This window comes from Nitrososphaera viennensis EN76, from assembly GCF_000698785.1.
Classification (GTDB): Archaea; Thermoproteota; Nitrososphaeria; order Nitrososphaerales; family Nitrososphaeraceae; genus Nitrososphaera; species Nitrososphaera viennensis.
On the sequence record NZ_CP007536.1, the window covers coordinates 1,517,981 to 1,541,731 of the forward strand.

A 23,751-nucleotide genomic window follows, 5' to 3' on the forward strand; every position below is an offset into this window, starting at 1 on the left:
GAGATATTATAATAGAGGCGCCTGCACACTTTTTCCCGCGGCGATGAGCACCCGGGAGCTCGTGCAGGACCACGCCACTGTCAGGCGCATACGCGACATTGCGCAGAAATGCTCCGACAGGCTGTACGCCGGCGACGACATCCCGCTTGAGGAAATCGAGATAATCTCCGTCGTCATCGAAGAGTTTGTGGACGCGTTCCACCACGGCAAGGAGGAAAAGGCCTACTTTCCGGCAAACGAGCGCAAGAGTGGCGACTACGCGGAGGAGGTGCGCAAGTTCAAGATAGAGCACGAGTTCGGGCGCAGGGTCGCAGGGATGATGCTCCGCAGCCTGAAAAAGTGGAAGAGCGGGGTTGTTGACGGCAGGGAGCCCGTCGCGCGGTTCTTAAAGACGTACGCGGCGTTTGTCACGGACCACACCGGCAAGGAAGAGAAATTTTTTGAAATGGTCGAAGAAATGAGGAGCATATCAAGCGAGGAGGACAGGCAGATCCTGCGCCACTATGAGGCGTGCAGGATCGACGTGGGAGGGAGCGCAAGGGTGCAGGAGTTGTTGAGGCTGGTCGAGTACCTGGAAGAAAGGGAGTGGATGAAGAAGAAAAAATGATCCATCGCTGCTACTCCACAGTCAGGCTTCCCTCCATCCACGGATGCAGCGCGCAGTAATAGTCGTGCCTGCCTGCGCTGTCGAATTTGTGCGTCCACGAGCCGCCTGCCCCTATCAGCGACGAGTCAAAAGCCCCCTGCCTGTCGGTGACCGTGTGCACTATGGTGTCCTGGTTTACCCAGGTCACTTCCGATCCTGCATTGACAGAGATTTCGCGCGGGGCATAGTTCTCTTTTTGTTTGTTGTCCCACGAGCCTGCCACGATTGCCACCTGCGGGCCTGCGCCATGATGGGGGGAAGAGGAGGAGCTTGCCGGGGCGGTGGCGTTGTTTGCACCGCCGGTGTACTCTGTCACCTCCGGCTTTTGCAGCTTTTCAATCAGCTCGTGCTGCCAGCCTATCATCGACTCTGCCCGGTACGGCCCCTGCGACGGCTCGACCATTATCTCGCCCATGTTGCCCCGCTCTTCCTGCAGGCCGTGGCTGTGGAAGAGGTACGTCCCGGGCCACTTCCACGTCGCCTCGACTATGGCGGCGTTTCCCGGCCCTATTTCGACCGTCTGGGCGTCTATCGGGTCGTTGGACCAGAGCCCCGACGGGTACGCCTTGAAGATGGTGCTGTGAAGGTGGAACGAGTACGGGATGGTGGTGCCCATGTTGATGACGTACATCCTGATAAGCTCGCCCTGCCTGACGTGCAGCATGTTGTTGTCTTCGCCCATGTACTGGTCCGCGTAGCCGTTTACGAGATAGTACCTGGGCACAAAGCTCTCCTGGTCTTCCGGGTCAAACTCGCCCATCACTATCACAAACTCTCTTGCCGGCTCGGGCTTGCTGTTGCTGTCATCTTTGGGGTCTACTATCAGCGCGCCGTACATGCCCATCCTGATGTGGAGCGACGTCGGGTACGCGTGGCAGTGGTACATCAGCGCGCCGGCGGGGTCGGCCACGAAAGTGTAGTTGTAAGCCTCCCCGGGGAGCAACTGCGGGTGGACCCCGTCGCTTTCGTCGTCGTGGTTCCCGTGCAGGTGGAGCGTGTGCGCAAGGGGCGTCTTGTTTATGAAATGTATGGTGACGTTGTCGCCCTCGGTGAACCTGAGGGTCGGCCCGGGCATCGTGCCGTTGAACGTCCACGCTTTAACGCGCTCGCCGGGCGCTATCTCGATCTCGGCTTCTTCGGCCACGAGCGTGACCTCTTTTTTAGCATTAGCATTATTATTGTTGCTGTCTGCCGCCGCTGCCGCTGCTCCTCCTCCTGCCGCCCGGCCTTCAGGCGCAAGGAAGAAGAGCGAGCCGGCCACAACGCTTGAAGCAACCGCGGCCACGACTGCAAGAGCAAGAAGCTTTTTCCCTCCCCTACCATCATTATTGTTGTTTTCACTTGGCATAGGAAAAATTTCTCTGGTTTTGCATATAGGCAGGCCGTATACACAGCAAGCCCGCCTCCGTACTATAATCGCCTGCAACCTTTTGCAGCCGGCCGCAGGCGCGCCTGCTTGCCGGCGCTTGCAATGCAGACTCTTGTTTTAATAGGGGCGGAAAAGATGTGATGGCGTTGGCGGACCAGCTGGTGGAAAAGCGCGCCCTCCTGGAGGGCATGGTATTCGTGGCAATAGCGGACATTGAGCTGAAAAAAGGAAAGGAGGAGGAGTTCAAGAAGTGGTTTTTGCAGTCAAACCGCGTCCTTGCAAGGCAGGACGGCTTTATAGCAAGAAAGCTGCTAAAGTCGCCCAATGGGAGCCAGCACCGGATAATGGTCATCATGGAAAGCAAGGAGGCGTTTGCCAAGATGCACACGACATCCGAGCACGCCAAGCTCCACACGGAGGCGCTTGCGTTCATGGCAAGGCCGCCAAAAATATCCGCCTATGATTCCGTGTCCTGACTTGCTTGCTTTCGCTATTCGTCGACTGTGAGCGTGAGCATGGTGTTTGACACCATGATGTCTACGCGCCTGTTCAGGATCTCGTTGAATATCTGCTCCAGGAGCGTCTTGTGGTAGAGCGACCAGTTGTATCCGAGGTCGTGCTTCATCACAAAGACGTGCCGGCCCTCGTTTTCGCTGTGGGAAAACTCGATTGACGAGCTCTTCATCCGGGTCTCAAGCCACGACAGGAACGACGAGAGGTCCATCCTAGTCTTCATGAAAAGCGCGATGTCGTGAACCACGCCCTTGCCAATCTTTTGCGCCATCTCCAGTATTTCCTCCCTGTCCATGCTTTCAAAGAGCGTGTGCACCAGGGGCCTTGCGATCGGTATCATGCCGACCTTTGGCTCGTACACGTCCCACTCGACAAAGCGCTTAAGTATCTGGTTGACAAGCGTGTTGAGGCTGACTTCCCTCTTGTCAGACTCGGACCGGAGCTTGCCCATGACGCCTTCTTCGATGCGGAACGTCATAGTGACTGTTTTTTTGGAATCATCTGTCATGGGGACTATTACAGAGTTTTTCCGCGTTTGAACTATAATAACGATGCTGAAACGCTTGCAGGCGCTTGCAATGCGTACCTGATGCATAAGTATCATTCTGGCCTAGATGCAGCAGTTGGTCCTTGGCTGCAGGGGGCTTTGCGCCCGGCTGGAGACGATTGGCGGAGGCAAGAACTCGGTGTACAGCCTCGGCTACAAGCGGTGCTCGTCCTGCGACATTTACATAAAGTGGGACGACGGGTGCCGGTGCCCGTGCTGCAAGCTGCCGTTGCGCGTGAAAAAGAGAACAAAGCAGAATATCGTCTCCTCCCGCGCGTACTGATTCTTATTATTATCTGCAGTACAGTTTCACGGTTATGCCGTCAGGGTCGCGCACAGTGGCAGAATCGCGCGCCTGCTTGCAATCTCGATGATAATTAATATTTATTCGGGTTCCAATGACGAACCGTAAGAAATGCCAAAAGAGCTTTCAGAAGCGCAAGCGTGGGAGATAGTCAAGCCGGTCTGCAGGGAGCTGGTCGAGCTCGTCAATGAAAAGATGGTCAGGTTCGTCTCTGCCACGGAAAGCGACAGCGGGACGTACGCGATTAACTTGAAATCAAGCCGGATTCATCTTGCCTCCCGCGGGTTCAAGGACAGCATCGGCGACATAGAGTACGGCGATGGAAAGCTGAGGATCGGGCTGCGGGCAAACGGCAGGCCGGGAAACATTTTCATCGACCTGGAATGAACAACATGCATAGTTCCATTTTTCAAGCGTGCATAATTGCATAATTTGAGCACGGCCGTGCATAATTGGGAAAAAACGACTGTGCTTGGGTGATGCGTGTGTGTGCGCGCGCGTGTGTGCGGCGGGACATGCAAGATAGGTGGTATCCATGTCGTACATAGATAAAAGAACTACTATATTCTGCAAAAGATATGTGTGCTGGCGCATTTTTTTCTTATTCTGAAGAAGAGATGAGCCTGTGCTTTTTCAACAAGGGCAGCACCTTGCCCAGTATTATTTCTTCGTGGCGGGCATAGTTATCAAAGGACATGAGCAGGAGGGCATAATCACCGTGCATCAACGGGATTGAAGCCCTTTTCACTTTCTCGTACAGGGTGAACGTGTATACGGCCCTGCCAAGTCTTGATTCATAATCTTCACGGGTCTTCATGCGAAGGACAGACTTGACTGCAGAGCCTTCCACCTCCTCGTCGGTCAAGAGAGGTTTCACCCCTTCTCGAAACTCGGAGGCAACCATTTTGCCCATCTTGTTTGCAATTCCCGCAAACCGGATAGAACTGTCAGCCAAGAGTATCTGCCTGCAGATATTTTTTAGATGAAGAGCGGCATCATTATCATCAGCAACTACCATTTTTCCCTCGCAACCACCTTGGGTACGGCAATAATTATCTAAAACAGTTGCCGGACAGGACACAGATGATGATCTCTATTATTCGTACCTGTTTAATATCATGACGTCCAAGATCCACGGCTGGCGCCGATATATGCACGATTGGTATGCGTGTGCACAAGGGATCCTGACGGTCAATCACGGTATTAGCAGTAGTTGCAGCAGAGCCTCCCAATCCGGGTCAGAATCAGCGAAAGACATTCTCATACCCTCCAATATAGTATAGATATAGCGGGAATTTGCACTTTAATTAAATAGTAAAATCAGATATTTGACGAATGTGAGGAACGACACTTCGTCAAGGCTGGCTGCTGTCGCATTAATATCTGCGATATTGCTCGGAGCGACGGCAGCAGTTGGGTACATGTTGAACATTCAGACAGCACGTGCAGTAGAGGTTGGCAACACGCAAGTACAGATACAGGTACAGGGCTCGGGAAGCGATGGCGGTGGGGGTAGCGGCAATAGTGGCAGCGGCAGCGAGGGAGGAGGACAGGGCTCGGGAAGCGATGGTGAGAGAGATGGGCAAGATAGCAATGGTGGCGATAATGGACAAGGTCGATATTGCTACAGCGCCGCCGTCACTAACCCATTCACCGGCAAGACACGCACCGTCGATGTGTGCTTTGACAGCCAATCTGACTGCGAACAGGCCCAGCAGCATGACCCAGATTCGGCATCCGGCTGCGAAACGCAGTAGCAAAAGCCACCAAAGCGCGCCGGCCAGGGCATTTGCCGAAAAACGAAAGAGCAAGATGCACGTGTGTACAAGATACTGAGCAGGCGTGGTGGCTTTTTCTTCTGCTGCTGCCGACAACCAGCCACAATTCCTGTACCTGGACACCAGGGGGTGGAAGACTGGCAAAAAGCACCAGATAGAAATCTGGTTTGTCGAGCATGAAGGCAAATATTACATAATGTCAGAGCGCAGGGAACGCTCCCACTGGGTCCAGAACATCATGCACGACCCCGGCGTTTTCTTCAGCGTCAACGACAAGAAATTCGAGGGGACTGCAAGGACCGTCAGGCAGGAAGATGAGCCCGGGCTGGCGGTGGAAGTCGCAAAATTGATGAATGCCAAATACCGGTGGGACGACGGCTTGATTGTAGAGCTCAAGCCGGCGTAGCAGCAACAGCAGCCCATATAGCGCGTATGCGTGTATGCATGCGCAGGTCCATAACTTGCAGGCTCGCCACGGCCGCGGCAGTCACGGAAGGGGAGTGATCTCTCTTATGCTAAAGTCAGAGTACGCCATCGTTCCGTATTCGTGCCTTACATAGACTGTAAGCATGGGTTTTCCTGTCTCGCTGCTATCATCTATGAACGAGTGTATTAGCGGCAGCGCCGGGTCCACGCCAGGCCTGCATGCGCCCCGGTCAACGCCGAAATTGTTGCCGTTGTCAATGAATTCCGTTATTTTCTGCCATGAGCCGCCATTCAAGCCGCCAGTCATGTCCCGGTACAGCTCCAGCTTTACCTTGGTGTTGTCGTCCATGTTGCGCAGCACGTACTTGAAGCCCACCCACGTGTTCAGCGGTAGCTCGCCTGACGGCCTTTGCCCTGCCGCGCGGGTGTAGCCGTCGTCTAGGTGGTGCGCAGTCTCTTTTTCAAAGGCCCATCCGCCGTTGATGTTCACCAGGCCGCCGTAGCCGCGGTCGTCGCAGTAATTGACATTCTCCCTGCCCTCTGTCCCGTGGTTTGTGCGCGCAAACACCTGCATGCCTGAATAGTCGACGATCTCTGTTTCGTCGATCCTCTTGACGTACAGCGTTATCTCCAGGTTCTCCGACCATTCGCGCTCGTTGGCAGGGTCGTGGACGTACATCCTGACATAGTCGCCGGATGCTGTCAGCGTGCCTGCGCCGTCTATCGTGTACGTCCCGTCGCCGTGCTTTGTTTCAAACCAGTCATCCTCAGGATCAACGTCATTGACTATTGTCCGCGCCGCCCCGTTGTCCCATTTTGACGACCATTCAATGCCCCCGGGAGAAGTGGGGTACAGCCGTGTGATTCCAAACCTGTCCTTTGGCGACAAGAGATCAGTTGCCGTTGGCGGCACAGCCTGAAGCAAAATTACCAGTACCAGAGCCAGTGCCAGCAGCGCCGCAGCAATAATGATGATGATGACAAAGACGAGCCGCTTGCGAGTGTTCGGCGACTGCAGCAGTGACAATAAGGATCGCTTTATGCGATCGCCCATGCTGTTACTTGCATCGGCATCTCCTACAGTCAACTTTTTTCTCCTTGAATTTGCTGTTCATGTGTGCTCTTACGCGCACACGTACACGCACGTGTGTGTGCGCGCGTACGCACATACAAGGCAGCCGGTTATCAGGTACAGGCAAGGTATATCTACAAACGTGTCATTATTGAAGATAATACTGGAACCTTTTACCATACTCTTCTTCGACAATAGGTCAGACGCTCACTCATTGCAGTCTGCTGCTGGAGTAAGAAAAACTAGAAAGAGAAGGCGAGAGAGAGGGGGCGAGAGAAAAGCTACGGATTTGCCTTGGCCTTCTCGACTTCTATGGTGCATTTGGTCACTATTCCTGCTATTACGCCCAGCGCGGCCAGCCATGGCGCCAGCGCGAGCACCGCAACCGCCCCGGCCGCTCCCCATGTGACAGGGATGGACAAGAGCAGCTTGCCTTTCTCATCTTTTATGTTGATTCTCTTGACCTGGGCATCGTTGATTATTTCCTTGACTTTGCCGACCAAGCCTTCGCCAGAGACGTTGTAGACGTCCTTTTCAATCCCTACCTGGGCCCCGCAATTGGGGCAGAATCTAGCATTAGACGGGAGTTCAGCATGGCATTCCTTGCATTTTCCGGGAGTGGCTTCTTCGACCATATCGAACTTGCGTGTACCTCTTTTCTCCAGCAATCAATCAACAGTACAATATTCAAGGTTTTTCCTGCGGCTACCAACAGCCAGGTTGTCCATGCGCGCACGTGTGTGTGCGCGCGCAACCGCCTTGATCCTGCCATTACTTATTATTGCCCGCTGACATCATGAACAGGGGACCCGTTCACCACCATGCTGCAGCCCCGGATTGTAACCTCTGTTGCGCCGTACGTGACTGTCGCCGGCGCCCTGCAGGCTACCCAGCTTGCGCACGAGGACGGATTTTCAGGGGTGGAGCACAGCGAAGACCACCTTCACTGCTCTGTTGCGGCAAAGCCAAACTGCCTTGCCATGCTGAGGGAATTCAGCGCGGACAAGCACATGCACAACTCCCTCCACAAGACCTTGCACAGGCCCAGCATCGACTCGCCGGACAGGGCCGAGAGGAAGAAGGCAGTAGAATACACGCTAAAGACGCTCGATTACATGGAGGCTGCCGGCATCCCGAGGATGGTCCTGCACAGCTTTAGCGACCTGCCTGCCTTCTTTTCCCTAAAGGCCGAGCGCGCCAACAGGGCAGGATACCTGGTAGGCTCCAACGTTGTCAAGGTGTACGGCGTCCTTGCTCCCGCGCTAAGGGCGTACCGCCGGTGGAAAAAAGAAGAGGTCCAGGCGAACTTTATGCGCTCGCTGGAAGAGATAGCGAAGTACGCGGCCGACAAGAAAGTAGACGGCGGCAGGCCCATCGAGATCGTGTTTGAGGAGCATTACTCGGATGCCATTGACTATGACCTCGTCCCGTACGGGAGGGGGAATTTCGTCAACGTCATCCGCGGCATAGACACGGCGCACCACCTGATCAGGACAGGAAAAGACCTGGACCTTGAAGGGGTGTCGGAGCCTATCCACTTTCACGCAGTCGACACGAACGGCAGGATAGACGACCACAGGACGATAGGCACGGGCAGGGTGCATTTCGAGAACAGCCTGTCGGCCGCCATTGGAAGGAACCTGGCAAGCGCCATCGTGATAGAAGACGGCACGAGAAAGAGCGCGCTAAGGTCCAAGGAAGTGCTGGCGGCCATGATAAAGCGCATTGGCACGGCTAGTCGAAATTGATATCACATCATCAACAACAACGCGTGGGTAAAAACGTCCTAGTCAGAAGAAGAAATGCCTGCGACTTCAGAATAGGTCTTTATCGTGTATCCCTTGGCGCGAATGTCGTCGATGAGCGCATCCAGGTCGGCCAGTTCGCTGCTTGAAACCTGGTTTGTCGGGTTCTGGTTTGAGTCCTTGATTGCAAAGTCTTCAGGGTGCAATGTCACCACTGCATACCCGTAGGATGATATTGCCTCGTCGATGCTGCTTGTCATAGTATTCATCGATGTCTTTGTCGGCGGTTCGGAATCGTAGGTGTAAAAGCCCACCACCTGCGGGAGGTGGTAGACGCCATGCGAGTCTGAAATGTCAGAGCCAGGCATTGCCTTGTAGACCTTGTTGTTTGGGCTGTCAGGGTCGTCAGGGTCGTAGACGCTCAAAAGCTCTTCGTCGAATTCCGCGCTTATGATCTTCATGTCGAGCGCTTCCAGTGCGGCAAGAGTGTCTTCGTTATAGGAGTTGTACGGCGGGATAAAGACTACTGCGCTTGTCCCCCAGAGCGCGACCATCTTTTGGTTGGCCCGCTGCAGCGTGGCGCGCTGCTCCTGAAGAGTCAGGGTCTTGTAGTCGACGTGGTCCCACGCGTGGCTTGCAAGCTCGAACGTGCCAGACGAGAGGCCTGCCCTTACTTTGTCAACCACGGATGAATCGTTTCCCACAATGTTCATTATCGCCCCGACGTTGAGTTTTTCATTCTTTTCAATGAAATAATCCATGAGTGCAACCTGGACCGAGTTCATCCACTCATCCTGAATGTCATCAAGCCTAAAGATGACGCAATTGCAGGCTTGTTCCTCCTGTGCAGGCGCTGCGGCAATGGAAGCATTGGCAGAAGAGATTGGAACAGAGACCATGCCAGAGACGAGCAGCAGGGCTGCAACAGCCGCTGCTACTGCTGCCGAGCTATTCCTGGCTGACAACATCCGGCTTTTTTTGCCACATTTCATTTGTACAGGCGCGTCTTGCGTTTCCTTTCTTGGACTAAAAGCGTGGTGCAGACCTACTCTATAGAATCCAAGCATTGAATTTTACGCTAAAGGTGCCATCACCTCTGATTGCAGAACAATAATACACCGCGAAAACAGGTTTTTCATGCAACAAAGCTACTACTTTATTCCGGCCTTTTGCTGTCTCACATGCTTTGACGCGCGTAAGGACCCTTTGCACCCAGGCACGCCGACCACGATGGCGCCGCATTACCGGGCGTCCTCTCCCAGGGGTTCACGCACTTGTTTTTCGCTATCTCTGCCTTATGCTGGAGATACGCTTCTTCGAACCATGATTGCATGCGGCTCTTTGATGGCACAATGTTGTTGTGGTGCTCCTTGTCAGCACCAGCGGCTTTATCCCAGAGTATCTCGCGTCCATACTGCTCTGAAAACCACATCTTGTGCGTCCTGTCAGCTCCTCCTCTGTCCCACCACTTTTGAAATGCCTTGAAGTTTTGCTTTTCCGTCTTGGCATAGTCGTAATGCCAGGCTTGCTTTTCCAGCGACAGATAGTGGCGCCAGGTCTTGTCGTCGGCCTCTGCATGCCGGGTCATGTTATCTCTCATCTCTGCTCGTTTTTGCAGATATTTCATCTGTTCATCTGTCTTCTTTATCTCGTGATGTGGCTGGTGGTTGGCCTTGTTCCAGAGTATCTCGTCCCTGAGATGCTCGTGCTGCCACATTTCGCCCTTGGGATAAGATGACGGGTCGCAAGCGTGAGTGAAATCCTTGTAGCCGTGCAGGCGCAAGTCTGCGCAGTACCACTTTTGGTATGCCTTGACATTGTGCTTTTCCATTTTGCCGTAGTTGTAATGCCAGGATTCTTTTTCCAGTTTCAAAAAATCCTGCCAGTACTGCTGTCGCAGCTTGGCAGTAGCGGTAGCGATGTTATTGTTACTGCTACTGCTACTTTTGTCGGCGTTGTTGTTATTATTATTGTTGCCAGTTATCTTGGTCGCCTGCTCTGCGGCAGATGCCCTGTACGGCGATGATTGAATGGCCGCGAAAATCAAGAGGGCCGTCAGTGATAGCACGGCCGCAGACATCATCCCTACTCGTCTTTTGTCCATGGCAGCGCTATTTTTTTCGCTCTCGCCTTCAATCATGCTATTTCGTCGTTTACAATGATCCACAAACGAGTAATAAAGAGCCATGATTTCAGTCTCCTGAGGGAGAGTGCAGAAAGAAATTCGCGTATTTCTCTCGCGCCTGCTCCTATTTTTTGCTCCCGTAGATCAGAGGAGACTGCTGCAGTCATCATGAAAGCGGGTCGATCTCTCTTATGTCAAAGCCCGAGTACGCCATCGTTCCGTATTCGTGCCTCACATAGACAGAGAGCATTGGCTTTTTTGATTCGCTGCTATCGTCTATGAACGAGTGTATTAGCGGCAGCGCCGGGTCCACGCCGGGCCTGCATGCGCCGTAGCCGGCACCGAAATTGTTGCCGTTGTCAATGAATTCCGTTATTTTCTGCCATGAGCCGCCATTCAAGCCGCCAGTCATGTCCCGGTACAGCTCCAGCTTTACCTTGGTGTTGTCGTCCATGTTGCGCAGCACGTACTTGAAGCCCACCCACGTGTTCAGCGGTAGCTCGCCTGACGGCCTCTGGCTTGCCACGTCGACATAGCCATTGTCCAGGTGGTGCGCCGTCTCTTTCTCAAACGACCACTGGCCGTTGATGTTCACCAGGCCGCCGTAGCCGCGGTCGTCGCAGAGGTTCACCTCTTCGTTGCCGTTCGTGCCGTGGTTTGTGCGCGCAAACACCTGCATGCCTGAATAGTCGACGATTTGCGTTTCGCTTATTCTCTTGACGTACAGCGTTATCTCCAGGTTCTCCGACCATTCGCGCTCGTTGGCAGGGTCGTGGACGTACATCCTGACATAGTCGCCGGATGCTGTCAGCGTGCCTGCGCCGTCTATCGTGTACGTCCCGTCGCCGTGCTTTGTTTCAAACCAGTCATCCTCAGGATCAACGTCATTGACTATTGTCCGCGCCGCCCCGTTGTCCCATTTTGACGACCACTCCATTCCACTGGCAGAAGTAGGATACAGCTCGGTGATTCCAAACCTGTCTTTTGACGGGGAAGAGTTTCTAGTAGTCGTTGTTGTTGTCGTCGTAGTTGTTGTTGGCACAGCCGGACCTGGCTTTTGGGAGATTCCCACCACCAGTATTACAGGAATCGATGCCACCAGCGTCGCTGCAACAAGTACAAAGATAAGCCGGTTGCGAATTTTTGCCGGCTGGGGCGATGATGATGACGACGACGATAATAGCCGCTTTATCCGATTACCGATATTGTTTGTCCCAGCGTCATCATCTCTTACAACCACGGTTTGTTCTCCTCTCGGTTTTTTTGCGGTTTATTTGCACTCTGCGGCCCTGACTGTCAGATTCAGACAGAGAATATATCACCAAACATGTCAGTATTGAAGATAATTCTGGAACTTTTTACCATGCCGGAAATCACGGGTGAGGACTGATCCCATTATCATCTTGTTTTAAACATAGTCCAGGTCCCATGGCCCGCCACCGAATAGTCCGGGATATATGTCCTCCAAATGGTTCATCTGGCTCCAACAATGCCAGGGCAGTTTCTTCCAGAGTTTGCGCCCGAAATAACGCGACATTACAACCATGACGATAACTCGTAAATATTTTTTCTGCCGTACCAAGAGGCTATGAGCCTTCATGAGCTAAAATGCGAGGCGTGCAGAGGAGATGTGCCCGTGCTTCAAGAAAGGGAGATTGCGGAGCTCCGGCCCGGCGTGCCCGACTGGGAATTAGCCCTCGTGGACGGGATAAAAGTCCTCAGGCGGGTCTACAAGTTCAAGAATTTTGCAGAAGCGCTTTCATTTACAAACAAGGTAGGGGCACTGGCAGAAGAGCAAGGGCACCATCCTGCGCTGCTGACAGAATGGGGCAAGGTAACCGTCACGTGGTGGACCCACGCGATAGGCGGCCTGCACAAGAACGACTTTATCATGGCCGCCAAGACCGACAAGCTGCTGGAAAGTTGAGCAGGTAATTATTTCCGGTAACTGCTCACTGCTTACTTTCAGATAACTGCCGCTCTTCTGTATTTTAATAACCCTCATAATGTATGTGCAAAGTGCACAACGACAAAACAATTCTTGAAAACAAAACGAATCATCATCGTCGTCTGTTGGCTGGTCTTGCGGCAACAATAATGGCGGCAGCAGGATTCGCAGGGGACTTTTTGTTTCCGGAATCATTTGCAGCAACAACGACAGAAGCATCCACCGCACTTCAGGAAGAAGACACCACTAAACCGACCGGAACCATCATTTCGCCGGCGCCAGGGAACACGGTTCAGCTGAACACCCCCATAACTGTGACCGGGACCGCGTTTGACGACGTAGAAATATCAAAGGTCGAGGTCAGGGCTGTGAACCTGGAAGATACAAAGGGGACGACGTACGCTCTGGCAACCTCGTCTGACGGGTATGCCAGCTGGACATTTACCCTGACGATACCAAGCGAGAGTTACGAGAACATCACTGTGAGGATAACCGATACTTCGGGCAACCAAAAGTGGATGACGCACCGTGTTCAGGTCACAGGAACCGTTCCTGTGACGACGACAACAACATAGTAGTAATAGTAGCAGTGCTCCCTGCCGCCGGAAAGAACAGAGAGGCTGCTGCGGCCGCCGTCATTCTGCCGAGGGGCAAGAAGACGGTCCGGCGCGCAGATACAAAAATCGTCTTATTGCGTTTGTTTGTCCGCGCGCGTCGGCACAGCGCGCGTAATAATAGTAATAATAATATTTTATAGCAAGAAAGCGCCGTATCACAGTTGTCGCGCAGCAGGTCTTTTGAAAATGCAGTACAGGATGATAAAACGCCTCGGGTCCGGCGGCTTTGGGAACGTCTACCAGGTAGAGGGGAGCGACGGCAACACCTACGCAATGAAGCTCCTAAAAAGCGCCGACGTGGTAAACAAGAAGCGCTTTGAGCGCGAGATCAAGATACTGGCCACCCTGGACCACCCAAGCGTGGTCAGGATATACCAGTGGAACCTCGGGGGCGACCCTCCCGACTTTAGCCCGTGGTACGTCATGGAGTACCTGCGCGGGGGCTCGCTTCGGGAGCACATGGACGAAAAGTTCCGCGACAGGTATGTGTTCCAGCGGAACAGGTCCATAAACTCGATAATCCTGCCCGTATGCAACGCGCTTGCGCAGGCCCACAGCCTGGGCATATACCACCGCGATTTAAAGCCAGACAACATCATGTACGTGGATGGCGACAGGACGGCCATCAAGATAACGGACTGGGGCCTCGGCAGGGACATCAACAGAAAATCTTTGATGCTAACGGCGGAGATAGGCCACGTCGGGGGCGACCCGGGCTACTGCGCGCCCGAGCAATGGTTTGCCGCCGAAAACCATGTTGACGGCAGGGCCGACATATTCTCGATGGGGGTGATGCTGTACGAAATGATGACCGGCAGGAGGCCGGCGCACTATGACAACCACATGGGCAGGCCCGCCGTCGAGCCGCCGTCAAAGTTCCATCCAAGCATATCTCCCCAGATGGACAGGCTGGTACTGAAGATGCTCAGCCTGCGCCAGGAAGAGAGGCCGCAGTCGGTCTGGGAGCTGATGTCAGAAATAGAGAACCTGCCTGACGCCAGGTACTACTAGAAAAACTCGTGTGGCACGCGCAATAAAAGAAAGAAAAAAGGAAGGAATGTACGGCTATCCCTCGCTCATCCACTACTACTGCTGTTGCGCCTTCCACGTGTCAAAGTCGTACGTGTCGTCTGTTTCTGGTAGAGCCGTGCCCGTTTGTACGAGGAATTCCAGGGGGCTGGCTCCTGACACTATGTCCAGTTCGGTGCTGTTGGTATCGGTATCTCCTATTTTGATGGCAACCAGGTCGGACGTACCGTCGCTGTTCCAGTCATCTGCTGCAAAATCAAACTCTTCATCTGCCTGCGGCAGTACTGTGCCTGTCTGGACGAGGAATTCTTGCGGATTGGCTCCTGACACTACTTGTATTTCGGTGCTGTTCGTGCCAGTGTTGCTCATTTTTATGGCAACCACGTCAGCTGTGCCGTCGTTGTTCCAGTCGTCAACTGCGAAATCAAATTCTTCGCCTGCCTGCGGCAGGGCGGTGCCTGTTTGAACCAGAAATGCAGTGAAATTGGATGCGCCATTCAGGACTTGTATTTCGGTGCTGTTGGTTTCTGTGTTGCTCATCTTGATGGCGACCAGGTCGGACGTACCGTCGCTGTTCCAGTCGTCAAATCCAAAGTCGTACGTCTCGTCTGTTTCCGGCAATGCAGTGCCCGTTTGTACGAGGAATGAAGTGAAATTGGATGCGCCATCCAGAATCTGGAGTTCGGTGCTGTTCGTGCCAGTGTTGCTCATTTTTATGGCAACCACGTCAGCTGTGCCATCATGATTCCAGTCATCTACTGCAAACTCGTACGTCTCGTCTGTTTCCGGTAGAGCCGTGCCCGTCTGGAGGAGCAATTGCTGCGGATTAGTCCCTGACACCACATAGACTTCGGTGCTGTTGGTCTGGGTATTGCTCTTTTTAAAGGCAAACAAGTCGGGGGATGACGACGACGGTGGTGGTGGTGATTGGGCGGCCGCCAAGTTTGGCCCTTGGGTGGCTGCCAATGAGAGCGTGCTTGAAACAATCATCATTGAAACGATGATTGCAGGCATTGCAGATTTTTTTCTGATATTCATCACCCTAAGTTTCCGGACTTGTTTTTAACAATAGCAGGAGGGCCAGCAGAGGACAAAATAACAAAACTATGTACAGGAAGAAGAAGAAATGAAATGAGATGCATTTCTTTCCTTGCAGGCATACACACGCGCATATCGGCCGCGGACGTTTGGACGTTAGCTATTTTTGCACCGAATATACATACACGCACACCGTGCATCCATGCATGCCATCCATAACGTTGCGCCATTTTCGAGGAAATCCCTAAATTGATAACCTGTTTTCGGCTCTATTATGAAATACGCAAACGTTGTATCCACGGTCGCAGTGGCGGCAGCCTTGCTTGCCCTGGCCGTAGCTCTGGTGCAGCCGTCGCATCAGCAAACCACTGCAGTCAACAACAACAATCTTGGCAGGGTCAGGCCATCATGGCCGCCCAATGTCCACGCCAACGTCAGGACGGACTTTAATCCGGAAATTAGCACCCCGCAAATAAGCGACACTGCTTTCATTCACCCGTTTGCGGTGGTCATAGGCGATTGCCACATAGGCAAGATGGTCATGGTGGCTCCGACTGCCGTCTGCCGGGGAGACGAAGGAACGCCGATCCACGTTGGCGACTACTCTAACATGCAGGACGGGGTCGTCATCCATGCGCTGGAAACAACCGAGAATGGGACGATCATTGACGGCCGGCGCTTTACAAGTGACGGAATCCGGCTTGCAGGAAAGGATGGCGGTGATGATGGCGCATTTTCAGAAGGATATGCGGTATGGGTCGGCGACCGTACAAGCCTGGCTCACGGCGCCATGATTCATGGCCCCGCATGGATTGGAAACGACACGTTTGTTGGCATGGAAGCGATGATCTTTAACGCCAAGATAGGGAATAACGTCGCCGTGGGCGTTTCAAGCACGATAACTGGCGGCGTTGCCATACCTGACGGCAGGTTCGTTCCGCCGGGAAGCGTGATAACCACGCAGGAGCAGGCAGACAGCCTTCCGTCCCGCATTGGAAGCCCCTACGAGGATACCAACAAGGCGGTCATACACGTCAATGAAAACCTTGCCGAGGGTTATGACGGGCTTGGGCTGGAAGAGCTGGCCCGCCAGAGAGAGGCGCAGATGGAAGAAGGAATGATGGAAACAGCTGGCAACAGCAGCGGCGGCAGCTAGCTAGCTGGTTAGCTCCCCCCTCCTCTTCTTCTTTCTTTTTAGCCGTTGCACAATTCTCTCGTTTCCAGCCGTGATATCAAGCAGGAAAAAGGATTTGGGCATAGGCCGGGGGCTCGCTGGGGTGGGGGAGGGTAGAAGGGGAACAACGCATCGTGTCACTGTCGTCACCGCAGGATCCTTTTCCCACCTGTTTCATGCGTAAATCTTAATGTTAGTAGTAGCCACAGACTTGACACAGTACCAAGATGGATAACGATTATCATCATCATTCTTCTACTACTACTGCCGCCAATCTTGCGGCGTCTGCGTCGCTCATCATCGCCCGAATTTTTTACGGGGCAAATTGGTTCAATGTAGCTGCAATATTTCCCCTGATAGCACTGGAGTTTGGCCAGGATGTCTCTCTGCTTGGCTCGATATCTGCCGCATTTCTGATAGGCGTGGGAGCGTTTCAGGTCCCGTCTGGAATATTTGCAGCCAGGCACAGCCCGCGCACATCTGCCATAGCTGGAATCGCAGTGTCGTCAGCAGCCGCCCTGGTTTCCGGCCTTATCTCCGAGGCGCCTCAGCTGGTCTGGCTGCGCTTCATTGTTGGCGCCGGCATGGCTTTCTTTTTCAGCTCCGGCGTGGTGCTCATTGCAAGGTATGCCAACAGGAATTCGCCCGGTCTTTCAATAGGGGTGATGAATGCCGCCCATTCTGTAGGCGGCATCATTGGCATTCTTGGCTGGATTGTCATCGCAGTGGCCATTGGGTGGCGGCAAAGCCTTGTCCTGAGCGGGGCAATCGGCCTTGCAACTGCACTGCTGCTGGTGCTGACAATTCCAAAAAGAGAAACTACTAAAAGCACTGATGGCAGCCCACCTCCTTCTTCCTCCCCCTCTGATCGCAAGCCGCCACTCCCACCATCACCGCCGCTGCCGCTAAACGGCGCTGCAGTCTTGAAAATACTGTCAAACCACTCGATAGTTGCGCTTGGCCTGGTCCTTACCGGAATTCAGGCGGCGTGGGCCCTGACACTGACATTTATCGTTGTATTCCTGCAGGAACTTGAAGCCTCCCTTGAAATAATAGGGATCATCGCAAGCGTCGCCTTGATCTCTGCCATAATTTCTGCGCCGCTGATAGGGAGGGTCTATGACAGGGTAATAAGGGATGCCAGAAAGATCCTGCTGATCTGCGGAGCCGCCACAAGCCTGGCCACTGCCGCAGTATCAACAGCAATCCTTCCTGTCATAGTAGCCGCTGTCATTGTGATCGGCTTTTTTGCAGGCGGGGCGTTTACCGTTGCCTACGCAAAGGCCCGCAGGACGCCTGTCAGGGGCCTGGGCCTGGAGCCGCCGGACTCTGGCGGCGATGGTTCAGCTAGCAGCAACTATAGCGCGCTCAACGTTGCATGGGTAAACGGCCTGTCCCTCCTGGGCGTGCTATGGATGCCTGTCGCATTCTCTTATGCAGTCCAGCATGCCGGAGGATATCCAGCGGCGTGGATGCTTGCCGGCGTCTTGACGGCCTTGTTTGTGACCGTCCCTCTGCTCAAGGTGGAAAAGTAAAGAGAGACACACACATATCGCCACCACAAGTCTCTTTTCTGGTCATTTGGGGTAGTGTGTCTTGTAAAAAAGAGAAAGAAAGGGATGAGGTTTTCCTGTTTTTTGCCCGTGTTTCAAGCCTCTTCTTCTTCAGGAATATCTGTTGAGGGATCTGTCGGTGCCGTTGTCGGCTTGAAATCCGCCCTCAGGCTGTACGTCACGTCAAACGGCTCTGCATCTAGCGAGTGCAGGGACAAGGATTGTCCCGTGAAACTGGATGCGCCGTTTTCCTCGCTTGGACTTGCCAGGGTGTCCCCATCGACCACCAGAGTCACGTTTGCGCTTGAGGACCAGATGATGTCGCCAGACCACTGAAACCCGCTGACAGGCGGCAACAGAAATACGCCCTCGACCCCATCGTGGATCCGTGAAGAATGGATTGTCCGGGCAGAGACGAATATGCTGCCATTGACCACCACTGTCGTGTCATCATTTCCCGGCACCTCCGGAATTTCAGGCTCGGTGCCGTTGGTCATGGGCGGTTCCGGTAGCGTGTTGTTGTTTGCAGGAGGTACGGGCGTCGTGTTGTTTGCCGGCGGAACATAAGGCGCGTACGAATAGTACTGGGGTCCCGGCGCCTGCGCCTGTACAGGAATAACAGCAATGGCATAAGAAAGCGCCGCTATCACTCCAAGCGTTGCAAGCGTGTAAATATTCGTGTCCTTCATCGGTTTCAAACCGGCCATGACATGCCAGAAATACATTAGGGAAGTCATTTTCATACGATTATGCCACTAACGTGTTTCTACCACTATTCTACACAGCCTTTCTTTTTTTATTCAGAGTTCAAAAATAAGGCTTGCTTAAATGGCCTGCCCTCGTAGAATAATTAGCAGCAGTGGCATCGGGATACATGAGAGTCTACCGCATTTCTGCTATCACACTCAAAGTAAAGGAGATGGGAAGCTCGTGCCAGTTTTATTCAAAGATACCGGGATTTAGAATCGTCTATGGGGGCGCCTCTGATGACACCTTTTCAACATTTGAGATCGGTGAAGGAGAAAAGAAGGCATATCTCAATTTAGAGTTGGCAGAAATGGCCGCCGGGAGAAAGTCGAAGGAAGCAGGCATAGAAAGAGAGCAAGGAAGCAGCAAAAGAAATGATTTTGGGAGAATAATATTTCATACAGAAAATGTTGACGACCTCTACCGGTACATGAAGAAAGACGAGTTTCTCTGCAAGCACGCAATATTTGAAACCGAGCCTGCTGACGCCCCCTGGGGCGAGAGGTTCTTTCACATCAGAGAGCCTGATGGCTACCAATTGTCTTTTGCCCAGCCTCTCAAGACTGTGTCGCTTTAGGGCTGGATAGATATACGTGTGTGTACTGTCTCGGCACCTTGAACCTATGAATAGGCGTTGAAAGAAAAGGTGGAGGAGAGCCATATCGCCTTTTCGTTCCTCTTTAATATCATACAGTGCTGGTATTCTTTGTGCAGGCATCTCGCAGATGTCTTCTATCACTCTTGATAATCATTACCTCATTTTCGACCATGTTCCAGTATGCGTTCATAATAATGCCCGCTACAGCGGCAGCAGTAAACACTCGACCCAATTCAATGACTGGCTCGCCGGCATTTCTAATGCGAGAAAGCGAAGAAGGCGTATTCGCATCAGTTGATCAGTTAAGCCGCGACCATCGCCATTTAGCCATGCAGGAACAACAACCACCCAGCATCTCTGGAGGCAGCGACACCGATGCATCGAACAATACATCATCACCACCACCATCATCATCTCCTCCTACTCCTGCAAGGAGTCAATCCATACCTTTCCTAACAGTTGTCGCGGATCAAGCTACCAGCACGGTTTTTCCAGGTTCCGGCCAAGTGCTAAAACTAATGATAGATGTCAGAGAAGGCAGAGGAGACATCTTGGTAAATACAAATATTTTCTCAGGAGGGTTGTGGCAGAATTCGGCCAGGATAGCGGCATCGGTAGCCCAGTCCTTAACGCACGTTGACCTCTCTTCAAAAGAGGTGATACTTACGATAAAGAGCACAAACGCTACAGAAAGTGAAGAGGTATTAAGAAAATTCGGCGGCGGTGTCGATGGTCCAAGTGCCGGCGGAGCCATGACCGTCTTGCTAATTTCGGAACTTGAAGGAAAGGCAATTAACAACTATACAGCCATGACAGGAACGATCAATCCAGACGGCACTATCGGTCCTGTTGGAGGGGTCATAGAAAAGGCGGTTGCAGCAGGAAAGTACGGGGCAAAGGTAATGCTGGTTCCAGCGGGCCAGGGTTATTATCCAGAATTGTCTTGCAAATATCAAGAACCACAACCATCATCATCATTGTCATCGTCGTCTTCCAGCGCGCTAACGGACTCGCAAATATGCAGGTTAGAGCAAAAGCCACTTTCAGCTTTGATGGAATCGCGGTACGGCATGAGGGTGATAGAGATTCCGGACGTGCAGTCAGCATTGCGTTATTTCCAGTCTGACAGCGGCAACGGGACAACAATTGTAGACTCGCCACATCACCAAAAACAACTGGAAGGTGGCCCACCATAGAGACGGAACCGCCCACAAAAAACAAATCAAAACCCATGGAGGTGGGGAAGGAGGAGGAGAAAAATAACATATGAGCATGAAAGCGGTGATTATGGCGGCGGTGATGATGGCTATCGGAAAAAGAAGAAGGATATCGTCGCATGCGGCGGCCCTAGCGACTCTTCTTGTGATTATTGCGTTGCTGAATACAAGCTTTGAATCAAGCATTTTATTTCAGCAGCAAGGTCAACAATCATCATCCATTCAGGCCTTTGGGCAACAACAAGACGAGGAAGGCACCAGCAGCAACAACAATAGCAACCTGATAAGCGGCGATGATAATAAGAATGATGATGGTGGTGCAGCTATCAACCTGAGCAACGATAACGGAACGTCATCCTTTTTCATGACAGCCGAAGATGTCAGCAGCAACGCCATGATAGCCGCCTCGGGTAATAATGTCTACGCAGTCTGGGTAGACAATAGCACAGGGCTGCTGGGCAGTTACGACATTTTCTTTGCAAGAAGTGCAGACGGCGGAGACTCTTTTGACAGTCCTGTGGACCTCAGCACGCCTATCCGGAACAATGGTAGCACATATGGGAATTCTTACTCGCCACAGATCGCTGTCTCTGGAAACAATGTCTATGTTACATGGATTGAAAGTGTTTACGCTCCTTCACAAGACAGACAAGACACCCACATACTATTTTTGAGGAGTGATGACGGCGGAAGTACCTTCCAGGGCCCCATTGACATAAGTGGCGGCACATCGGGAATTCCAGAACCAGAATCACTATCGCTTGCTTACCCGCTGTATTCCAGCAATCCACAGATCGCCGTTTCCAGAGATGATGATGATTATAATGAAGGTACCGTGTATGTTGTTTGGACTGTCCATCCATTAATAATACCAGCGACAGACACGCAGCAGCAAGAAGAACGGGTTGGAGAAGGAGACATTTTCTTTACCAGAATCGGGCCAGACGGATCATCAACCGAACCTGTAAACCTGAGCAACAATACAGGCGAATCGCGCTTTCCCCGCATAGGATTGTCGGGGTCCAATGATGTCTACGTGGCGTGGGCAGATGATACCTATGGCGATGGCGAGATATTTTTCAGGCACATCTCAGATAATGGCTCCACGCTTGGGCCAGTTGTCAATATCAGCAGCAACTATTTCCAGGACGACAAGCCGCAGATAGCGGCTGATAGGAACAATGTGTATGCAATATGGCAAAACTATGGGAAAAATGAAACCGGCGGGACAGTAGGAGCAATAGGGTTTGCATCAAGCCAAGACAACGGCACCACATTTGGCGAACCAATGTTGGTCATGACCACAAAGATTGATCCTGCTATAGGCCCACTCCATAACCTGGCCACCATTAGTACTGCTGCTGTTACTACTGCAGGCAGGAACCTCGATCAGACAGGCAACGTCAGCTCTAATGGCAATAATAATAATGATGATGATGTCTTTGTCGTCTGGTCCGACGGAACAATTGGAAATCGCGACATATATTTCTCAAAAAACAATGCCACGAGCAACGACAGCCCCTTCTTCCCCTACTATTACTGGACCATAAGCGACAATGCAGGAGAGTCTCTCCTGCCAGAGATTGCGGTCTCGGGTAGCGGCAATGTCTATGTGGTCTGGATGGACAATGCTTCAGGGACATACGAGATATACTTTAGAGAAGCCAACTTTACGACGACAACAAAAACAGCAACAAATGGCAATAATGATTTCGAAGTAACATTTTCAGACACCATAAATATTAGCAATACCACCGGCAACTCCATGTTCCCACAGATAGCTGCAGAAGGTAACAACGTCTATGTCGCATGGGAAGAGTATGCCAGTGATGGCGAGAACCCGGAGATCTATTTCAAAAGGATAGAACGATGAGGCAAAAAGATTTTGGTAGTTCTTCTTCTTATTATTATTCCGCCGTCATGATAATAATTGTTGGAGATATATCATCACTGATCTCTAGGCTTCTTTAGTACGGCTTCCAACTTCATGCCGTTTTCTATTTTCAATATTTTTTTGTCATCCTTTACGGGTTTTTCTTTGCTGTCGTTAGAAAAGTAAAGCGCATACTCGGTAGGGGCAAAGCCTGCCCTCTCCAGCACCTCTTCAGCAGTAAGTGACTCTTCAATGATTGGGGTCTCTTTGCCGTTTACAAAGACCATCTTTTCCTTTGTGACGCGTGTTAGGTCAACCATATTTCAAGCCACAAGTACACACTTGCAATAATGATTCAAATGATTTTCTGGCTCCCCGCAGTGAACGAAGCTTGCTATTGTAACATTTCCTAGAGATAACGAACTTCTGGAGGCCGTGATGCTCCTGATGAACCAGAAGATAGTCATAAAGTCATAATAATAATTAAAGAGTGTTTTAGACGGCTTCAGGCATACCAGGCGGATTAGAGATAAAGCGAATGCCTGCAATCGTCTTTCCAGAAGCGACAGCGTATCGAATATTTTTTCCATCATCCTTGACAGCCGGGTTTTCGAATGAAACAGGATATTCTTTCACTCCACTAACGCCGTCCCTGTTTGGTATCAACATGTTGTATGGACGGTAATCGATCGTCCTCCTAGTTGACATCCCATCATCATAGGTGGCTTGGCCGAAACTCAGGTTTGAGACTTCCACCTTGTATCTAACTGGGAAGGGAGTGTTGCCATTACTGCCGCCAGCCTTGTTCCACCATTCTATTCCTGTAAAATGATTGCCTCCCTGATACGAAAATCCTTTATTATTATCTTCCGAAGAGACATCGAAAACAAAAGCTTCATTTTGTTCCGTACTGAGGTCTGTTAATGAAAATTCAATTGACTTCTTTTCCTTTTTCATTATTATCTCACGGAGATAAGAGTGTCCTACGGCAGGAAGGACTTTGGTGAACTTGTATCGATTGATCCCCCTAAAGATCGCCCAAAAATTGTCCCTATCATTGAACTGACATATCAGATCAAGCTCCAGGGCAGCCGCTGTATTCTTGTCAAATAATTCAAGCAGGTAAAGCATCCAGGACTTGTCAGGGATATGGTTTCCGAGGTCTTCCAAGATGGTCAGAGTATCAGAAATTGCAATGACATTGGGTGGGTAGGATGGGGATGGCGGCCGCTTGACGTGAGCAGTTGTTGATGATACCGGAGTTAGAGTTGTAGAGGAGGAGGATGATGATGGCGCTCGTAGGCAAAGTGAACCAACCCAGAAATGGTTTGCCATTTTAGGATGTGCCTCCCTCCCTCTTTTCTTATCTTGCGCAAGACACGTATTAAAAAGTACGGAACAAGACGCTGTCAACTATTTGTACGCTGCCGAT

Annotated in this window: 27 protein-coding genes; 15 read left to right on the forward strand and 12 right to left on the reverse strand. The window is 52.0% G+C overall.

All coding sequences use genetic code 11. The features are described from left to right. Positions 1 to 43 precede the first annotated feature (43 nt). Positions 44 to 607, forward strand: a complete 564-nt coding sequence (locus NVIE_RS08630; RefSeq protein WP_075054900.1) for a hemerythrin domain-containing protein — start codon at positions 44 to 46, stop codon at positions 605 to 607. A 10-nt stretch (positions 608 to 617) separates the two neighbouring features. On the opposite strand, the gene NVIE_RS08635 is transcribed toward NVIE_RS08630, so the two are convergent. Next, on the reverse strand, positions 618 to 1,994 hold the full coding sequence (locus NVIE_RS08635; RefSeq protein ID WP_075054901.1) for a multicopper oxidase domain-containing protein: 1,377 nt from the start codon (positions 1,992 to 1,994) through the stop codon (positions 618 to 620). A 161-nt stretch (positions 1,995 to 2,155) separates the two neighbouring features. Here NVIE_RS08635 and NVIE_RS08640 point away from each other — a divergent pair, with 161 nt between their 5' ends. Next, a complete protein-coding gene (locus NVIE_RS08640) occupies positions 2,156 to 2,491 on the forward strand; it encodes an antibiotic biosynthesis monooxygenase family protein (protein WP_227717306.1) in 336 nt (111 codons plus the stop codon). Between the two features lie 14 nt (positions 2,492 to 2,505). Here the strand turns inward: NVIE_RS08640 and NVIE_RS08645 are convergent, their stop codons facing one another. After that, positions 2,506 to 3,036, reverse strand: coding sequence for a hypothetical protein (locus tag NVIE_RS08645; protein WP_075054902.1), 531 nt, complete (start codon positions 3,034 to 3,036; stop codon positions 2,506 to 2,508). A gap of 115 nt (positions 3,037 to 3,151) precedes the next feature. Here NVIE_RS08645 and NVIE_RS08650 point away from each other — a divergent pair, with 115 nt between their 5' ends. Both NVIE_RS08650 and NVIE_RS08655 read left to right on the forward strand, forming a co-directional pair. Continuing rightward, on the forward strand, positions 3,152 to 3,358 hold the full coding sequence (locus NVIE_RS08650; protein WP_144239592.1) for a hypothetical protein: 207 nt from the start codon (positions 3,152 to 3,154) through the stop codon (positions 3,356 to 3,358). A 132-nt stretch (positions 3,359 to 3,490) separates the two neighbouring features. Then, positions 3,491 to 3,766: a hypothetical protein gene (locus tag NVIE_RS08655; protein WP_075054904.1), complete on the forward strand. Its 276-nt coding sequence runs from the start codon at positions 3,491 to 3,493 to the stop codon at positions 3,764 to 3,766. Between the two features lie 214 nt (positions 3,767 to 3,980). Here the strand turns inward: NVIE_RS08655 and NVIE_RS08660 are convergent, their stop codons facing one another. After that, positions 3,981 to 4,334, reverse strand: a complete 354-nt coding sequence (locus NVIE_RS08660; RefSeq protein ID WP_227717307.1) for a hypothetical protein — start codon at positions 4,332 to 4,334, stop codon at positions 3,981 to 3,983. Between the two features lie 500 nt (positions 4,335 to 4,834). Here NVIE_RS08660 and NVIE_RS08665 point away from each other — a divergent pair, with 500 nt between their 5' ends. Both NVIE_RS08665 and NVIE_RS08670 read left to right on the forward strand, forming a co-directional pair. Continuing rightward, the gene (locus tag NVIE_RS08665; protein WP_144239593.1) at positions 4,835 to 5,215 is read left to right on the forward strand and encodes a hypothetical protein; all 381 of its coding nucleotides are present in this window, start codon (positions 4,835 to 4,837) and stop codon (positions 5,213 to 5,215) included. 6 nt (positions 5,216 to 5,221) lie between these two features. Next, positions 5,222 to 5,563: a nitroreductase/quinone reductase family protein gene (locus tag NVIE_RS08670; protein ID WP_075054906.1), complete on the forward strand. Its 342-nt coding sequence runs from the start codon at positions 5,222 to 5,224 to the stop codon at positions 5,561 to 5,563. Positions 5,564 to 5,644: 81 nt separating this feature from the next. Here NVIE_RS08670 and NVIE_RS08675 read toward each other — a convergent pair whose 3' ends face one another. Together NVIE_RS08675 and NVIE_RS08680 are read right to left on the reverse strand one after the other, a co-directional pair. After that, positions 5,645 to 6,610, reverse strand: a complete 966-nt coding sequence (locus NVIE_RS08675; protein ID WP_084790724.1) for a hypothetical protein — start codon at positions 6,608 to 6,610, stop codon at positions 5,645 to 5,647. A gap of 326 nt (positions 6,611 to 6,936) precedes the next feature. Continuing rightward, positions 6,937 to 7,290 (reverse strand): DUF4342 domain-containing protein, encoded by a 354-nt coding sequence (locus NVIE_RS08680; protein ID WP_084790725.1) that lies wholly within the window; start codon positions 7,288 to 7,290, stop codon positions 6,937 to 6,939. 186 nt (positions 7,291 to 7,476) lie between these two features. Here NVIE_RS08680 and NVIE_RS08690 point away from each other — a divergent pair, with 186 nt between their 5' ends. After that, a complete protein-coding gene (locus tag NVIE_RS08690) occupies positions 7,477 to 8,403 on the forward strand; it encodes a TIM barrel protein (RefSeq protein ID WP_075054907.1) in 927 nt (308 codons plus the stop codon). A gap of 38 nt (positions 8,404 to 8,441) precedes the next feature. Here the strand turns inward: NVIE_RS08690 and NVIE_RS08695 are convergent, their stop codons facing one another. The 3 genes from NVIE_RS08695 to NVIE_RS08705 form a co-directional block, all read right to left on the reverse strand. Further along, positions 8,442 to 9,368, reverse strand: a complete 927-nt coding sequence (locus NVIE_RS08695) for a polysaccharide deacetylase family protein (protein ID WP_158435154.1) — start codon at positions 9,366 to 9,368, stop codon at positions 8,442 to 8,444. A gap of 209 nt (positions 9,369 to 9,577) precedes the next feature. After that, positions 9,578 to 10,483, reverse strand: coding sequence for a hypothetical protein (locus NVIE_RS08700; RefSeq protein WP_144239594.1), 906 nt, complete (start codon positions 10,481 to 10,483; stop codon positions 9,578 to 9,580). A gap of 208 nt (positions 10,484 to 10,691) precedes the next feature. Continuing rightward, positions 10,692 to 11,765 (reverse strand): hypothetical protein, encoded by a 1,074-nt coding sequence (locus tag NVIE_RS08705; protein ID WP_144239595.1) that lies wholly within the window; start codon positions 11,763 to 11,765, stop codon positions 10,692 to 10,694. A gap of 348 nt (positions 11,766 to 12,113) precedes the next feature. On the opposite strand from NVIE_RS08705, the gene NVIE_RS08715 reads away from it, so the two are divergent. From NVIE_RS08715 to NVIE_RS08725, 3 genes are all read left to right on the forward strand, one after another. Then, a complete protein-coding gene (locus tag NVIE_RS08715; protein WP_075054912.1) occupies positions 12,114 to 12,452 on the forward strand; it encodes a 4a-hydroxytetrahydrobiopterin dehydratase in 339 nt (112 codons plus the stop codon). Between the two features lie 200 nt (positions 12,453 to 12,652). Then, entirely contained in the window at positions 12,653 to 13,048 is a 396-nt protein-coding gene (locus tag NVIE_RS08720; RefSeq protein ID WP_158435155.1) for an Ig-like domain-containing protein, read from the forward strand. A 228-nt stretch (positions 13,049 to 13,276) separates the two neighbouring features. Beyond that, entirely contained in the window at positions 13,277 to 14,101 is an 825-nt protein-coding gene (locus NVIE_RS08725; RefSeq protein WP_144239597.1) for a serine/threonine protein kinase, read from the forward strand. Positions 14,102 to 14,176: 75 nt separating this feature from the next. On the opposite strand, the gene NVIE_RS08730 is transcribed toward NVIE_RS08725, so the two are convergent. After that, positions 14,177 to 15,157, reverse strand: coding sequence for an FG-GAP-like repeat-containing protein (locus NVIE_RS08730; RefSeq protein WP_144239598.1), 981 nt, complete (start codon positions 15,155 to 15,157; stop codon positions 14,177 to 14,179). Between the two features lie 274 nt (positions 15,158 to 15,431). On the opposite strand from NVIE_RS08730, the gene NVIE_RS08740 reads away from it, so the two are divergent. Further along, positions 15,432 to 16,313, forward strand: a complete 882-nt coding sequence (locus tag NVIE_RS08740) for an LbetaH domain-containing protein (protein WP_075054917.1) — start codon at positions 15,432 to 15,434, stop codon at positions 16,311 to 16,313. A gap of 245 nt (positions 16,314 to 16,558) precedes the next feature. Beyond that, complete coding sequence (locus tag NVIE_RS08745) at positions 16,559 to 17,866, forward strand: MFS transporter (RefSeq protein ID WP_075054918.1); 1,308 nt, start codon at positions 16,559 to 16,561, stop codon at positions 17,864 to 17,866. 113 nt (positions 17,867 to 17,979) lie between these two features. Here NVIE_RS08745 and NVIE_RS08750 read toward each other — a convergent pair whose 3' ends face one another. Further along, positions 17,980 to 18,573, reverse strand: a complete 594-nt coding sequence (locus NVIE_RS08750; RefSeq protein ID WP_075054919.1) for a hypothetical protein — start codon at positions 18,571 to 18,573, stop codon at positions 17,980 to 17,982. 185 nt (positions 18,574 to 18,758) lie between these two features. Between NVIE_RS08750 and NVIE_RS08755 the strand changes: the two genes are divergently transcribed. The 3 genes from NVIE_RS08755 to NVIE_RS08765 all read left to right on the forward strand — a co-directional run bounded on the left by NVIE_RS08755 (position 18,759) and on the right by NVIE_RS08765 (position 22,319). Beyond that, positions 18,759 to 19,208 carry a VOC family protein gene (locus tag NVIE_RS08755; RefSeq protein WP_075054920.1) on the forward strand — a complete coding sequence of 150 codons (450 nt, stop codon included), beginning with the start codon at positions 18,759 to 18,761 and terminating at the stop codon, positions 19,206 to 19,208. Between the two features lie 281 nt (positions 19,209 to 19,489). Next, on the forward strand, positions 19,490 to 20,425 hold the full coding sequence (locus tag NVIE_RS14575; RefSeq protein WP_158435156.1) for a S16 family serine protease: 936 nt from the start codon (positions 19,490 to 19,492) through the stop codon (positions 20,423 to 20,425). A gap of 70 nt (positions 20,426 to 20,495) precedes the next feature. After that, a complete protein-coding gene (locus NVIE_RS08765) occupies positions 20,496 to 22,319 on the forward strand; it encodes a sialidase family protein (protein ID WP_144239600.1) in 1,824 nt (607 codons plus the stop codon). 74 nt (positions 22,320 to 22,393) lie between these two features. On the opposite strand, the gene NVIE_RS08770 is transcribed toward NVIE_RS08765, so the two are convergent. Both NVIE_RS08770 and NVIE_RS08775 read right to left on the reverse strand, forming a co-directional pair. Then, positions 22,394 to 22,639: a hypothetical protein gene (locus NVIE_RS08770; RefSeq protein WP_075054923.1), complete on the reverse strand. Its 246-nt coding sequence runs from the start codon at positions 22,637 to 22,639 to the stop codon at positions 22,394 to 22,396. Between the two features lie 175 nt (positions 22,640 to 22,814). Further along, positions 22,815 to 23,489 carry a hypothetical protein gene (locus NVIE_RS08775; protein ID WP_075054924.1) on the reverse strand — a complete coding sequence of 225 codons (675 nt, stop codon included), beginning with the start codon at positions 23,487 to 23,489 and terminating at the stop codon, positions 22,815 to 22,817. Positions 23,490 to 23,751 lie beyond the last annotated feature (262 nt).

Coding starts and splice junctions, on each gene's coding strand:
- NVIE_RS08740 (WP_075054917.1), top strand. CDS start 15,432: ATGAAATACGCAAACGTTGTATCCACGGTCGCAGTGGCGGCAGCCTTG.
- NVIE_RS08715 (WP_075054912.1), top strand. CDS start 12,114: ATGAGCCTTCATGAGCTAAAATGCGAGGCGTGCAGAGGAGATGTGCCC.
- NVIE_RS08640 (WP_227717306.1), top strand. CDS start 2,156: ATGGCGTTGGCGGACCAGCTGGTGGAAAAGCGCGCCCTCCTGGAGGGC.
- NVIE_RS08635 (WP_075054901.1), bottom strand. CDS start 1,994: ATGCCAAGTGAAAACAACAATAATGATGGTAGGGGAGGGAAAAAGCTT.
- NVIE_RS14575 (WP_158435156.1), top strand. CDS start 19,490: ATGCGAGAAAGCGAAGAAGGCGTATTCGCATCAGTTGATCAGTTAAGC.
- NVIE_RS08730 (WP_144239598.1), bottom strand. CDS start 15,157: ATGAATATCAGAAAAAAATCTGCAATGCCTGCAATCATCGTTTCAATG.
- NVIE_RS08645 (WP_075054902.1), bottom strand. CDS start 3,036: ATGACAGATGATTCCAAAAAAACAGTCACTATGACGTTCCGCATCGAA.
- NVIE_RS08630 (WP_075054900.1), top strand. CDS start 44: ATGAGCACCCGGGAGCTCGTGCAGGACCACGCCACTGTCAGGCGCATA.
- NVIE_RS08655 (WP_075054904.1), top strand. CDS start 3,491: ATGCCAAAAGAGCTTTCAGAAGCGCAAGCGTGGGAGATAGTCAAGCCG.
- NVIE_RS08690 (WP_075054907.1), top strand. CDS start 7,477: ATGCTGCAGCCCCGGATTGTAACCTCTGTTGCGCCGTACGTGACTGTC.
- NVIE_RS08765 (WP_144239600.1), top strand. CDS start 20,496: ATGAGCATGAAAGCGGTGATTATGGCGGCGGTGATGATGGCTATCGGA.
- NVIE_RS08770 (WP_075054923.1), bottom strand. CDS start 22,639: ATGGTTGACCTAACACGCGTCACAAAGGAAAAGATGGTCTTTGTAAAC.
- NVIE_RS08755 (WP_075054920.1), top strand. CDS start 18,759: ATGAGAGTCTACCGCATTTCTGCTATCACACTCAAAGTAAAGGAGATG.
- NVIE_RS08745 (WP_075054918.1), top strand. CDS start 16,559: ATGGATAACGATTATCATCATCATTCTTCTACTACTACTGCCGCCAAT.
- NVIE_RS08750 (WP_075054919.1), bottom strand. CDS start 18,573: ATGAAGGACACGAATATTTACACGCTTGCAACGCTTGGAGTGATAGCG.
- NVIE_RS08700 (WP_144239594.1), bottom strand. CDS start 10,483: ATGATGTCTGCGGCCGTGCTATCACTGACGGCCCTCTTGATTTTCGCG.
- NVIE_RS08695 (WP_158435154.1), bottom strand. CDS start 9,368: ATGTTGTCAGCCAGGAATAGCTCGGCAGCAGTAGCAGCGGCTGTTGCA.
- NVIE_RS08680 (WP_084790725.1), bottom strand. CDS start 7,290: ATGGTCGAAGAAGCCACTCCCGGAAAATGCAAGGAATGCCATGCTGAA.
- NVIE_RS08725 (WP_144239597.1), top strand. CDS start 13,277: ATGCAGTACAGGATGATAAAACGCCTCGGGTCCGGCGGCTTTGGGAAC.